We start from the raw sequence: 14,167 nt of genomic DNA, 5'->3' as shown, positions 1-14,167 counted from the left end.
TAAAAAAAGAAAGGAGAAAAACTCCTTTCTTTTTTTACATCAATTATACTTTTGCCGGAACTTTAACGCCCATGATCGCTTTTGGCTCTAGATATTCTTCAATACCAAATGCTCCCCACTCGCGTCCAATACCAGATTGCTTAAATCCACCGAATGGTGCAGCTCTGTCTTGCTCGGCATCGTTGACGATGATTTGACCAGCTCTAATATTTTTAGCAACATAGTCAAGTGTTTCTTGATCTTTTCCGACCGCATAGCCTGCAAGTCCATAAATTGTATCATTTGCGATTTCAAGAGCTTGCTCTAGATCATCATACGTAATAATAGTTGTTACAGGTCCAAAGATTTCTTCTTGTGCAATAACCATATCATTTGAAACGTCAGTAAAGACTGTCGGTTTAACAAAGTATCCTGTCTCTAAGCCGTCTGGTTTGCCCGTTCCGCCAGTAAGAAGTGTTGCACCTTCGTCCATTCCTTTTTTAATATAATCCTGTACGCGATCCCACTGTTTTTCCGCTACGAGCGGTCCAGTTACGTTGTCTTTATTTAATGGATCACCAACTGGGAATGATGGGAGAACCTTCTTCACTGCTTCTTCAAATTTTTCTTTCATAGAGGCAGGAATGATAATGCGCGTTGCTGCCGTACATACTTGCCCCGTATTCATTGCAATGTGTGAAACTGCTATTTTAGCCGCTTCTTCTACATCCGCATCCTCTAATACAACTAGCGGTGATTTTCCGCCTAGTTCAAGCGCAACTTTTTTGATTGTTTTAGCCGCGTTTTGCATAATTTTCTCGCCTACAGCACCTGATCCTGTAAATGATACAAAATCAATGTCGGGGTGAGAACTAATACCGTCACCGATTGTGCTTCCCGTTCCGTTCACAAGGTTGAAAGCACCTTTTGGTACACCAGCTTCATCAATGATCTCTGCTAATATCATCGCTGCATACGGTGTAAGTTCTGATGGTTTTAATACCATTGGACTTCCTGCTGCAATAGCTCCTGCAATTTTAGTAGAAGTCTGATTTGTTGGGAAGTTCCATGGTGTAATAAGTCCGCTTACTCCAATAGACTCCTTCACGACCTTGTAGCTTCCATGATCTTTTTCAAATGTGTAATCTTCAAGTGCATTAGCTGCTTCTTTAAAGTGGCTAAGTCCCATTTCATAGTGAACTTCTTCTGAAATCTTTAAAGGAGCGCCAAGCTCTTCAGTCATAACTTCAATAAGCTCCTGTTTACGCTTTTCATATCCTTTTGCAATATTGCGAAGCATTTTAATTCGCTCTTCTTTTGTTGTTCTTGAAAATGTGGGAAGAGCTGCTTTAGCTGCTGCCACGGCTTTATCTAGATCTTCTTTTGTACCTAAGCTAATTTTACCAATTGATTTTTCAGTAGCAGGATTGATCACATCTGACGTTTCGTTTCCTGTTGATTCAATCCATTCTCCGTTAATAAAGTGTTTTAAATTTGTACGCATTGATTTGATCTCTCCTTTTAGTTTGTTAATTGTTGAACTATGTCATCTAATTTTTATCTACCCGCCTGTCTGCTTCTCAAACACCGCTTCTATTATTTGTTGTTTCTTTCACTGTCTTCCCCCTTTTCGAATCCGCTTTTCGCAGCTGAAATTATTTTTCCTCTGCAGCTTTTTAGTTCTTTATAACAAACAAAGATTGAGTTATAACGAAATCAATTCCATCTATAGATGAACAAGTGGAATAAAGGAGCTAGTATGGATTATTTGTTATACCGCTGTTGATTTCCGTGCAAGCCTTCGCTTTCCGCGGGCGATCGATAAGTCTCCTCATCGCGTAGGTTTCAGCGTGGTCTCACTAAATGAAACCTACGTTTACCATAACCACAAAAAATCCGAACGAGTTTGATTCTCCATCAAGAATCTCGGTTCCTCATTCGGATCTTCTTTCCACTAAAACACTTTTGGTCCAGCCACTTTTTGTATTAACGTACTTCTTGTAAACGATGTACCGCTCTGCTTTCAATTAACGGTTCTGTTTGCTGTCTGTATTGTTGATAGTGAGGTGTTTCAATGTGAGCTTTAACATCTTCTTTGCTTTTCCATTTCTCATAAAAAACAAAGGTGCCTTCCTTGTCTGTATCCTGGTGGAGAGTATATTGAATACAGCCTTTTTCTTCTCTTGATGGTTCAATAACTTTTACTAACTCTGATCGAAGCTCTTCTTCTTTTCCTGGCTTGGCTTGCAAAATGGCGTTAATAATAATTTCTGACATCGTTTTTCCTCATTTCTTTAAAAAATATTCTCCATAAAAAGCTTCCCTTTTTTTGAATTTATTACACTGACCATCATATTTTTTGTATGATGATTGATTTCTCTAGTCCAAGACAGCAAAAAATCCATGCTATACACATCGGTCTTTCTTGATGTGTTCATAAAAAAAGCCTGTAGGCTTGTAGCCTACAGGCTTTTTTATATCTTATTTCAATAAGTGCTGCACGACTGCTTTTGCTACACTGATTGTTGACTGAGGATTTTGCCCTGTTATTAGGTTGCCATCTGCTTGTACATTATCTGTCCAGTTTGGAGCAGTTACTACATTTGCCCCAAGTTCACGCAGACGTGTTTCCAAAAGAAACGGCATGAAGCGGTCCAATGTTGTTTCACGTTCTTCATCATCTGTAAACGCAGCGACATCCTTTCCTTCGACCAACGGCTTTTCATCTGATAATGTAACACCTACTAAGCCTGCGGGTCCGTGGCATACAGCGGCTACTACTTTGTCTCCTTCGTATAGTTCACGAATTAAAGCGTGGAGTGTTTGATTATCTGGCAGATCAAACATTGTGCCGTGACCGCCTGGTAAGAAAACAGCATCGAATTTAGCACTGTCTGTAATTGTATCAAGTTTTAGGGTATTCTCTAGATGCTTAGCTGTATTTAAGATTTCTTGAGAAGTCTCCCCTTCAAGGCTGCGAGCATCCACCGGCGCTTTTCCTCCTACAGGACTTGCTACAGTAATCGTAAATCCAGCTTTTTCGAACTCTACGTACGCTTCACCAAATTCTGAAAGCCAAAGGCCTGTTGGATGATTTTCTTTCATTTTGTCAGCCGTTGTTACGACCATTAATATATGTTTAGACATAGTAACGTCCTCCTGTAAATAAAGATAGTATTTTCTGTTTCCGCCTTACACACCCTATTGTAAGAGAGGAATTACTATAATACAAATTAGAAAATATATACTTATCCATAAATATTTTTATAGATAATGTGTCTTTGTTAATAAAGCATCTGCGAAAAAACAACCATATAACATCTGAATTTATTTTTTATACACTCAAAAAAACCGCCCTTTTGAATAAGCGCGGTTTTTTCCAGAAAAGCATAGAATCTATCTTTTATTTTAAAGAGCAGATTGAGCGTTCATTTGTTTCACTTTCTTTTCTCCCGTTCTTTTAAGACTTACCATAAAAATAAACGAAATACAGTACAGCCCCGCCAAGTACGTCATCGCTACTGTCATATCATAGCTTTGCAAAAGATAGCCGACAAGAATGGGTGATAACCCTCCGAGCGCTCGCCCAAAGTTAAAAATGGTGTTCGTTGCAGTGCTGCGCACTTCTACTGAATAGTGGCTGCTGATCAACGCTCCGTATCCCGCGAACATTCCGTTTGAGAAAAATCCGACCACAGCTCCTCCTATAAGCAGCCCTGCACTTCCTTCGGCATACGAGTATAAAAATACCGCACAAGCTGAAGCAAGAAGAAAGATTCCAAAAGTACGTTTCGATCCAAAACGGTCCATAAATTGACCAAATGTTAGCATGCCTATAATCATTCCAACGGCTGTACTGATTGTCCAAAGAGCTGAACTTGAAACAGAGAGGCCTTGTGATTGCTGAAGCATAGATGGAAGCCATATCATAAGTCCGTTATAGCCTGCAATTTGGACTGTAGCCATCACTGCCAGCGAAATAGTCGTCATCGCCGTCCTAGGCGTAGCGAATAATTGACGAAGCTTACCATTATTTTTAACAACCGCTGTTTTCTCTTTTTGAGCTTGTAGCCACTCAGGAGATTCGTTTAAATTTTTTCGTACCATAAAAGCAAAAATGACGGGGATGATTCCGACAAAAAACAGCGCTCTCCATCCGAAAATCGGCAGGATCAGAGAACTTAAAAGCGCCGCAAGGATCACTCCAAATTGTGCGCCAATACTAACATAGGATGAAGCTCGTCCTTGCTTATGTTTCGGCCACGCTTCTGCTACAAGAGCCATACCGATCCCGTACTCTCCTCCAGCCCCAATTCCGGCAATAAATCGCGAAGCATACACTTGTTCAACATTTGCTGCAAAACCTGTTAATGCCGTTCCGACTGCAAATAGAAGAACCGTGTAGGTGAAAACCCGCACTCTTCCAAATTTATCTGCTAAAATTCCGAAGATGACTCCACCTATCAGCATTCCTATATTCGTAATAGAAGAAATAAGTCCACCTGTTGCTAAATCAATGTGAAATTCAGCAATAATCATTGACATAGCAAACGAGATAAACATAATGTCCATCCCTTCTAACGTCAAACCTGCTACTGATGCTACAACTGTCTTGTTACGATAATTCATGTTGTTCCACCCTCCAGTGTATTCTTTCTGTATCAACGCTCTTTCTTTTTTGAAGGAATGGATAAATAACATATCTCCATTCTCTTTTGAAGCCTCTCTGGACTTCGTTTAAAAGAAGTAAGTAACACATAAAAGCCCTTTTGTCGCAGAGGGCAAAAGGGCACAGATAGGCATAGAAGCAGTAAATGAGTGATCCGTCCTTTTCGGCCTCTCTGGACCGTCTTAAAGGCAGTTATTATATTAATCATTATGTTAACACGCCGCACAGAACCTTTCAATAAGAAAAATATCTTCTTTAAAGCAGCTATGTACATCTCTCACTTTTTACATTCATACTATTTCGTTCATTATTTTTTAAATGTGGTTAAAACCAAAGCCTAATGTATCATGTTCAAAGCCTTTTTTAGGCGCACCTATCGTTCCATACACACAAACGCTAATCCATTCATCGCTTGATCCTGAAAACTCAATTTTTCCGCGCACGATTGAAAATGTGAGTCCTACCGTTCGTAAAATATCACCCAACTGAAGCGTTCCTCGACTAACTCCTTGAATGGCTTCAAGTATAGCATGATAAAGAGCGTGAACTTCCCGGTACGACTGGGCATTAATAATTTTGTTTGTCTTGGCGCTCGTTTCAATTGCCGCCACGACTTTAGACAGCTCCATCGCTCCGACTTTTCCTACTGTATAGCTGTATCCTCTCTCATTAATTTCCTTTTCAATACCTTCAGCTAGTTCCGTATTATGTAAAAGAACGAGTAAAGATGTTAATCTTCCCATTGAAAAATCATTAACTTGTTGAAATTTATTGCTCAACTGTCATTCCCTCCCTTCTACCCCCTTATTATTTTAACAGACGGCACCTAAAAAGGTGCTGATTATTCAACGAACGAGCGCTCACTTAAAGGATCAGGAGATCTATGTGTACTGTCCACCACTGTTACGAAGTAGAACTTGCATAAACAAGTAACCTACCTTTTAGTAAGCGCTTACTTTACTTTCAAGGAAGAAATCATTTTTCTCTACTTACGTTAAGACAAGCTGTGATTCAACTTTTAACTTTCCCAGCATCTCTCTCGTCATTTTTTCTAGGTTATATTCTGTTTTAAATCCCCACTCTTCTATCGCACAGCTGGAATCTATATGGTTAGGCCAGCTTTCAGCAATTGCTTGTCGAACAGGATCTACTTGGTAATTCAGAACAAATTCCGGAATCGTTTTTCTGATTTCAGTCGCCATTTGTTCTGGATCAAAACTCATGGCAGAAACGTTAAATGAATTTCGGTGCTTAAGCTTAGAACCGTCTGCTTCCATTAGTTGGATAACAGCATTCAATGCATCAGGCATATACATCATATCCATATATGTTCCTTTGTCAATATAGGACGTATATCGCTTATGCTTAACGGCTTCATAATAAATTTCAACAGCGTAGTCCGTTGTTCCTCCACCTGGAGGCGTTACGTATGAAATTAAGCCTGGAAAACGCAGCCCTCGTGTATCTACTCCGAATTTATGGTGGTAGTAATCGCAAAGTAATTCACCCGCTACTTTATTAACACCATACATCGTGGTAGGACGTTGAATTGTATCCTGCGGCGTCCAGTCTTTTGGAGTCGTTGGACCAAATGCACCAATTGAACTTGGAGTGAAAAATTGACACTGAAGCTCGCGTGCTACTTCGAGCGCATTTACTAATCCGCCCATATTTAGATTCCAAGCTAGAAGCGGTTTTTGCTCGGCTGTCGCTGATAACAGCGCAGCCAAGTGAATAATCGTATCAACTTTATGCTTTTTAGCGATCGTAAATAACGCAGTCTGATCCGTTACATCTAAAATCTCGAATGGACCTGAAGTCACGACATCACTCGTCGTTTTGCGAATATCGGTGGCAATAATATTTTCTGAACCATATATCTCTCTCATTTTCGTCGTTAACTCAGAACCGATTTGCCCTAAAGAACCCGTTATTAATACTTTTTTCATGTCAATATCCTCCTCGTGTACTGCCTAGATTAAACGTTTAGATTAATTTCATTTCCTTGCCTACTTTTTTGTAGATACGAAGTGCTTCATCTAACATTTCTTTCGTATGAGCAGCCGTCGGCATATTGCGAACGCGTCCTGTCCCTCTTGGAACGGTTGGGAAAACAATTGATTTAGCGTATACCCCTTCTTCTATTAATCTCTCACTAAAAATCTGCGTTTGGTTTTCATCTCCTATGATGCACGGAGTGATAGGTGTTTCACTTTCTCCAATGTTAAAGCCTAGTTCTTTTAATCCTTGCTTTAAATATCGACTGTTTTCCCACATTTGCTGCTGCAGCTCTGTACTTGTGCTTAGGATTTCAATTGCTTTCATACAGGCAGCAGCCGTGCCTGGTGTAATAGCAGTCGAAAACAAAAACGGACGGCTTCTTACTTTTAACCAGTCGATTAAGTCTTTTTTTCCGGCTACGTACCCACCTACAGCTCCAATCGCTTTTGATAATGTTCCAATCTGGAAGTCTACTTTTTCAGATAAGCCAAAATGTTTGACTGTGCCCATGCCGTTCCCTAATACGCCCGACCCGTGAGCATCATCTACGTATGTGATTAAGTCAAATTCCTCTGCGATTTCTACAATTTCCGGAAGCTTAGCAATGTCTCCATCCATTGAGAATACACCATCGGTAATTACCATTATTTTATTATATAAACCGGATTTTTGTGCTTCGCCTGCTTTTGCACGAAGATCTTCCATATCTGAATGCTTAAAAGGAATAATTTTTGCTTTTGATAGCCGGCATCCGTCAATAATTGAAGCGTGATTCAGCTCATCTGATAAAATCGCATCATGTTTATCCATAACCGCGGAGATGGCTGCCATATTACAGTTAAAGCCAGACTGATAAGCTATAGCTGCTTCTGTATGCTTAAACTCGGCTAGCTTTTCCTCTAGCTTAATATGAATATCTAGAGTTCCATTAATCGTTCGGACAGCTCCAGCCCCCACTCCGTATTTTTCAGTAGCTTCGTTGCACGCGTTAATAAGCCTCTCGTCTGTAGCAAGACCCAAATAATTGTTGGATGATAAATTAATTAATTGCTTTCCCTCAATTTGAATCACAGGTCCGTTTGGCCCCTCTACCGGATTAATGACATTGTATAATCCTTTATCTTTTAAATCTTCTAAATTACTATTCAAGAATTCTTTTAAACGTCTGCTTGTCATCTTCCATACCCCCTCATCGTTGTTCAATACGTCTTATAAACCTCTCTTTTCCCCATTAAAAGATTAATCTAAGCACTTACAGTATATGAATTAAAAATCAAGTGTATTCCTGAGAAAGACAAATGTTTCTTTTGGAAGCGCTTAAAATTCAATACTTATAGAATTCATAATAATAAACAACTAGGTAAATGTCCATACTAAAAAAACAAAAAATAAGAAATTTTCGTCAATAATAAAAATTCTTCCTCCTGTTAACGATTTTTCCGGAACGTTATTAGACAATATCTTTTTTTCTCTCTTTGATAATTCTTTTAAAAAAGAGACTGATACATAACTGAATCAACAGCTAAAAGCACCTCCATACATGAAACCTACATTCACCATACCAATAAAAAAATCCGAACGAGTTTGGTCCTTAATCAAACTCGTTCGGATTGTCCTTCAATTAAAATACTTTTGTAGCAATCTCTTCCGTTACTTTTGCATAGAGATGTTCTTTATTTTTTTATGTCCGTTTTTTACTAATAAGCATGAAACAGCAAAGCTTAGTAATGCAGCTAAAAACGTTCCACTGTAAATAATGTGAACACCTGATGCAAGAATTTCATGCAGCTTTGACAGTTCTTCTGCTGGTACTCCGCCTGTCTCAAACGAAGCATTTAAATTTTCTTGCCCTAATTTCTTTGCTTGTGAAAGTGTCACTAAATTAAAGATTGTACCAAACACCGCAGAACCTAGCGTTTGACTAAATGTATTTGTAAACGTATTAAGAGCCACCGCTACTCCTCTTTTGCTAGCCGGGACCGCTGATTGAATAACTAGCATAAAAATAGGCGTAATAATCCCCATTCCTAACCCAAGGACCCCAACGGCTACATAAATTAAAAATACGGGTGAGTGGGTGGAAACTAAAAACAGCATAAAACAAGCTGTACTTACAATTGCCGTGCCCAGCATAAGGATAGAGTGCGTTTTAAGACGCCCTACTAAATTCCCCGAAAGCAGTGAACCAATCGTCCAGCATACTGGCATAGGCATTAATACAAAACCAGCAGCGGTTGCACTTTTCCCCAGCACTCCTTGACTCCAAATTGGAAGGTAGACCGTAATACTAATAACTACTGATCCCACAAGAAGTGTTAATAAGTTTATAACAGATACACTTCGAATGGAAAACAGTTCAAGCGGGATAAGAGGTTCGGGAGATTTCTTTTCTATATAAATAAAGCCAATGAATGTTAGAACAGCTAGAACAAATAACCCTATAATGGTCGGATCTCCCCAGTTTTGATGCTGACTTCCGGTTAAAAGCGCGTATAAAAACGCAATTGTTCCCACTGAAAAAGTCACCGCTCCAATATAATCGATATAGCGTTTTTCTTTTACCACTTCTTCTTTATAGTTTACTAAAAGAACAAAAAAAGCCATTAGTCCAAACGGTATATTTAAAAAGAAAATATAGCGCCAAGACAGCGTATCCACTAAGAATCCCCCAAGAAGAGGCCCGAGAACTCCCGCAACTCCCCAAACTGCGCTAATCCACCCTTGCGCTTTGGCTCTTTCTTTTGCTTCTTCATACAAGTCCCCAATAATAATCATTGTAAGCGGCATAACGACCCCGGCGCCCAGCCCTTGGATAGCTCTATAGACAATTAATTGTTGCATCGAAAAGCTAAGTCCGCAAAGTATCGATCCGATTAAGAAAATAATGATTCCAACAAGCATAACTTTTTTGCGGCCGAATAGATCCGCTAACTTTCCGTATATAGGTGTAGATACAGCAGTTGTCAGCATATAAATGGCATATACCCAGCTAACTAGCTCAATGCCCGACAAATCACTTGTAATTCTTGGAACAGCCGTACTGACAATGGTTCCTTCCATTGCAGCTAAAACAGTGACAAGCAGCAGCGCTGTCATGATTCGTTTCCTCATCTTTCTCTCTCCTTGCAACTGCGGGCATACCATGGTTTTTCTTATAGAAGATAAAAGCGGTTTCAATATACGGATACCCTTTTAGCCTTTATATGTATGTGATGCCCCGCATATAGTTGCTGCCATATGCAGCCAAATAATTATTTTACTATAAATTTTTTCAAAGCGATAGATAATTTCAAAAATATGACTTTCATCTCATTGATAGAAACATGCGTACATGATGTTTTATTTCCTTTTTAAATTGCAAAAAAACACCCCGTAACACTTGGTACGGGATGCTTTTACGTATTTTGTATGATCAACTTAATCGGGGATCTTTTAATAAACGTTCCATTTCTTCCATATGATTTGTTTCATCTGCAATCATATCTTCAAGCTTTACAACAAGCTCTGTTAAACCTAACTCTTCTGCTTGCTTCTTACGCTCTTCGTAGCGCTGGATAGTTTCTTTTTCAGCCTTGCTCGCTTCTTTAAGCATTTCCGTCACGTTTGAGACGTGCTTCACCTCAGCCGGCTTTGTTGTTGGCTCACCGCCAAGGTTTTTGATTTTTTCTGATAAATAAAGGGCATGTCCTTGCTCATCAGGAATTTCTCCTTCAAAGAAAGGTTTTAAAATTTGATATTCTAGGCCGGTTACTGTAGACGCATAGTAAGTGTACTGAATAACCGCCGAATATTCACCCGCTAAATCGGTATTAAGTCCCTCTATTAGTTGTCTCATTTTCTCTTCCATTTGAATAAACACCCTTTCATTTGCTGTTAGTAGACATGTACCCTTTCTATCTAGTCCTAAACCACAATAAGGCGATATTCTGCTCCTTCTTTTTAAAAGTAGGGAAATTACTGAAGAGAGCGAAGATGTTTGATTTCTATATTTTTAAAGAGAGACGTTCCTCCTTGAGAGAAAAGCGTAATTCCTTGGTCGTTGTGACGCGGAAACACTTCGCTAGAATGCACGGTTTTTCCATCATCAACAAAGACTTCAATGCTTGTTTTATCTACCAATATCTTCAAATGAACATTCTTCTTGCCTGCATTAAAGTAATCACGGCTTTCCACATACTTTTTGCTTTGATCAGGCTGATTGCTATAGCTTCTGTTCACATATGAGACGTTATCTTTTGCAAAAATGCCCACATCAATGTGCCGCTTTTGATCTGCGGACTCTCGAAGTCGTAAGCCTACATTTTCTGCATCTGACCATGAAATATCTGTATCAAGCTGATAAGCTTCACCTTTTATCTTTAACTTTTTCTCTCCGTTTACTTCTACTTGTTCAACAGAGTTTGTTGAATCAGTTAGCTGATTTAATTCTTCGACAGGCTTTGATAACAGGCTGTACTGATCGTCGTCTTGTTTTGAAAGCGTAATTTCACGGGTTACTGAATCGAAGCCGTTAAACCCTTCTTTCATCGTTGGCGTCTTATCTGGATAATCCCAGTTGTTCATCCATGCAAAAGCGTAGCGTTTTTCTAAGGAATCTTTATTTTTACCGTCTTCAAACGTGACTCCTCCGTACCAATCGAAGCCATGATCGAGCCATTGCGGCTCGTCCATATCGGGAGTGAATGTTGTTCCATCGTAATTTCCTGTCCAATAAGCATAGGTGTTTGGCTTTCCGCTTTCTTTTCCATTTGCACTTGTCCCGAGAACCCACTTAACTGTCCCGTCATCTGCCTTCATTTGAAAAAGATCTGGACATTCGGTAATGCCAATATCTTTAGTTACAAATCCTCCCGTATACGTCCAATCCTTTAGATTAGAAGATTCATAAAATCCGATTTTTTCACCTTCTGACATGACGAGAACCCACTTGTCATGTTCATTATCCCATATGACTTTGGGATCTCTAAAATCTTTGGTGCCTGGATTAGGCATGATAGGATTTTTGCTATACGATTTAAAGGTTTTTCCTCTATCGGTACTATACCATAGATACTGTTCTTGCTTTTGTCCATCGGCAGAAGGCTGGGTCATAATCGCTACAATTGCGTCTTTACCAAAGCCTGCTGTGTTATCTTTATCCTCTACAACGGATCCGGACCATATATCGCCATTTTTATTTGTATACTTTGGAATAGCTACTCCTTCATCTTTCCAATGAACCAAATCTTTAGACGTTGCATGTCGCCATTCCGTCCCGTTCCCTTTAGGATAATCATGATTGTATAAGTAATAGTAATGATATTTCCCGTCAAAATAAATGGGCTTTTGAGGATCATTTTTCCATTTATCAGGCGTACTAAAGTGATACACCGGGCGATAAGTGGATTCACTTTTATTCTCTTTTTCTTTTCCTGGGTCTTTTGTATCCTCTTTTTTGGATACGGCTGTTATAATAAGTCCGGCTATTATAACTAAAAGAACGGCAAGCGTTATCCATTTATAAGCACCTTTTTTCTTCAAACAAACCCCCACCTTTCTCTTTTTTGTCTATATCGAATAAAACAAAAGAAAATGGTGATTACAATCACCATTTTCTTTTATTGCTATTGCAAAGCGCTCAGTCTTCGTCTACTGTTAACTGACCTTGCTCAAGAACACTATCTTTTACAACAGATGTTTTTGAACCGTCAATGTTCACTAAGAAGCTTGGTGCAAATGTAGAGTGGTTGTCTTCATAAAAGCCTCTATTTGTCATGTAGCTTGTAATAACGACATTATCGCCTTTTGTTTGAGGTACAGCAAAGTGAGAATACGTAAATGTTTTATCATTAGGATCTAAATCCATATGAAGAACTAATCCTGTATCATTTAAAGGCTTATATTTTCCTGTTAACGTATTTGAAACATAGCCTAGCATATACACATCATCTTGTCCGATTCCATCAATCGTCATTTTAGATCCGCGAGAATCGGTGAACAAGTACCATTTTCCATCTTTTTTGAAAATGTTTGCACGTTCAATTTCGTCTGTAACTGTGTTTGATGTAATAAGTGGCTTCATTACTTTTTTGAGCGTATAGTCATCATTTAACTCAATAATGCCCAAAGCCCCGTTTGCTAAAGAAGCTTTTTCTTTATTAGATCCTTCAAGAAGCTTTTTCTTTTCAGATTGGAAGAAAGGATTGTTTCCTCCGTAGTATGCTCTGTTATATAGAGAGTCTTCGCCTTGATAGCCATCTTCTGTTCCTGTGTTAGCTTCGAAAACAAGGTACTTATGTCCGTTGTCTTCTATGTAGTGAGGATCTCTTAGCGTATGGTTATCCCCTGTGTCATAACCGCCTTCATCAATAAACTGCTGAACCGTTTGATAAATCTTTCCGTCACCGTCAAAGATTGACTTGTAATCTTCTACTCCATCAACTTTTAACGTATTATCGTTTGGCTGAGACATGTTCACTTGAGCTGTCGTTAACGTTTGTTTTCCGTATTGTTTACCTGAATAATCCGTGTAGAACAAACGAACTTTACCATCTTTTGTTAACGTGGCAGAACCAGACCATTCTTGTGTTTGATTTTTAAGATGCGGGTCATTCGGAACGAATTTATCGCTGTCTTTAAACACTCTTCCAGCGTTTTTCCAGCTGTCAATTGATTTGTCTCCAGCTTTTTTATAGAAAAGATAAACAGACGTGTCATTCGAATCTTTTGGATCACCTGCTAGGGCAAACACAATTTGATATCCATGATAAGTCGCTACTGTTCCATCAGCATTTTGTAATGGCCAGCTGTCCCATACATCTAAGTCAATTGTATTTCCTGATGCATTTTTTCCTTTAGCAGAAGCAATGTTTTTAATAGTTGATTCATCAAAAGCAGGAACTTTAAACTGATCACTGTTTTGCTGCTGTGGAATTTTCACCATATTATCGCGAGTAATATGCGAAATTCCGTAGCTATTATTAAAGTCTTTGCTGTCGTTTCCTTTAGCAAATGTTTGATATCCCCCGCCTACTAGTAGGGCTGCAGCCAATGTAGCAGCAGTTGTATGCTTAGCAACTCGTTTCATTTTCATATGTTTTCTCCTTTTGTGTTAGTAAAGAATATAAATTTATTAATTCAATTAGCTATCAAAAATCCGAAAACAGAACCGGTTCCGTTCAACCAAAAGATTACTTGGATAAATGACGAAAGTCAAACATGCCAAATGTAGCTATTTCTCATTTTTATCTTTTTCATTGAGCTGTAACTAGGACCAAAGTTTACGTGTAAGAGCCTTTTTTATGTAACCGTTTTTCCACCAAAAGTGTACGGCTTTTTTTACATTTCAAACCACGATTTCCAGACGTTGCGTTTGATACTTTCTACATGGTTAAACACTTTATCTTTCCAGCATTGAAAACGCTATTCCGTTTTTTATACTTTCCGACCATTCTGTTTTTATCAATCTCTTGAAAAATCAGTACCTTTTTTTTATTAGCCGGACATGAAAACGTTCTATTCTTTTTCCTTTCTAAAGAT

At 38.9% G+C, this 14,167-nt stretch carries 11 protein-coding genes; all 11 read right to left on the bottom strand.

The annotated features are described in order from the left end of the window. Positions 1 to 43 precede the first annotated feature (43 nt). The 11 genes from BG04_RS19200 to BG04_RS19150 all read right to left on the bottom strand — a co-directional run bounded on the left by BG04_RS19200 (position 44) and on the right by BG04_RS19150 (position 13,721). On the bottom strand, positions 44 to 1,483 hold the full coding sequence (locus BG04_RS19200) for an aldehyde dehydrogenase family protein (protein WP_034653242.1): 1,440 nt from the start codon (positions 1,481 to 1,483) through the stop codon (positions 44 to 46). A 482-nt stretch (positions 1,484 to 1,965) separates the two neighbouring features. After that, complete coding sequence (locus BG04_RS19195; RefSeq protein WP_034653244.1) at positions 1,966 to 2,256, bottom strand: putative quinol monooxygenase; 291 nt, start codon at positions 2,254 to 2,256, stop codon at positions 1,966 to 1,968. A 204-nt stretch (positions 2,257 to 2,460) separates the two neighbouring features. After that, entirely contained in the window at positions 2,461 to 3,126 is a 666-nt protein-coding gene (locus BG04_RS19190; protein ID WP_034653246.1) for a type 1 glutamine amidotransferase domain-containing protein, read from the bottom strand. A 261-nt stretch (positions 3,127 to 3,387) separates the two neighbouring features. Further along, on the bottom strand, positions 3,388 to 4,608 hold the full coding sequence (locus tag BG04_RS19185; RefSeq protein WP_034653248.1) for an MFS transporter: 1,221 nt from the start codon (positions 4,606 to 4,608) through the stop codon (positions 3,388 to 3,390). A gap of 354 nt (positions 4,609 to 4,962) precedes the next feature. Beyond that, positions 4,963 to 5,427, bottom strand: a complete 465-nt coding sequence (gene hutP / locus BG04_RS19180; protein ID WP_013056267.1) for a histidine utilization transcription antiterminator HutP — start codon at positions 5,425 to 5,427, stop codon at positions 4,963 to 4,965. A 210-nt stretch (positions 5,428 to 5,637) separates the two neighbouring features. Beyond that, positions 5,638 to 6,597 (bottom strand): L-threonine 3-dehydrogenase, encoded by a 960-nt coding sequence (locus BG04_RS19175; protein ID WP_016763582.1) that lies wholly within the window; start codon positions 6,595 to 6,597, stop codon positions 5,638 to 5,640. Positions 6,598 to 6,634: 37 nt separating this feature from the next. Further along, a complete protein-coding gene (locus BG04_RS19170; RefSeq protein ID WP_013082466.1) occupies positions 6,635 to 7,825 on the bottom strand; it encodes a glycine C-acetyltransferase in 1,191 nt (396 codons plus the stop codon). A 474-nt stretch (positions 7,826 to 8,299) separates the two neighbouring features. Next, positions 8,300 to 9,760 (bottom strand): MDR family MFS transporter, encoded by a 1,461-nt coding sequence (locus BG04_RS19165; RefSeq protein WP_034653249.1) that lies wholly within the window; start codon positions 9,758 to 9,760, stop codon positions 8,300 to 8,302. A 301-nt stretch (positions 9,761 to 10,061) separates the two neighbouring features. Next, positions 10,062 to 10,496 (bottom strand): ferritin-like domain-containing protein, encoded by a 435-nt coding sequence (locus BG04_RS19160; protein ID WP_013056263.1) that lies wholly within the window; start codon positions 10,494 to 10,496, stop codon positions 10,062 to 10,064. A gap of 107 nt (positions 10,497 to 10,603) precedes the next feature. After that, a complete protein-coding gene (locus tag BG04_RS19155) occupies positions 10,604 to 12,169 on the bottom strand; it encodes a glycoside hydrolase family 32 protein (RefSeq protein ID WP_034653250.1) in 1,566 nt (521 codons plus the stop codon). A 97-nt stretch (positions 12,170 to 12,266) separates the two neighbouring features. Next, on the bottom strand, positions 12,267 to 13,721 hold the full coding sequence (locus BG04_RS19150) for a glycoside hydrolase family 68 protein (RefSeq protein WP_016763578.1): 1,455 nt from the start codon (positions 13,719 to 13,721) through the stop codon (positions 12,267 to 12,269). Between the last annotated feature and the right edge of the window lie 446 nt (positions 13,722 to 14,167).

This window comes from Priestia megaterium NBRC 15308 = ATCC 14581, assembly GCF_000832985.1.
GTDB classification, from domain to species: Bacteria; Bacillota; Bacilli; order Bacillales; family Bacillaceae_H; genus Priestia; species Priestia megaterium.
The sequence above is the reverse complement of the archived record's forward strand: the minus strand, read 5'-3'. Positions and strand labels throughout refer to the sequence as shown.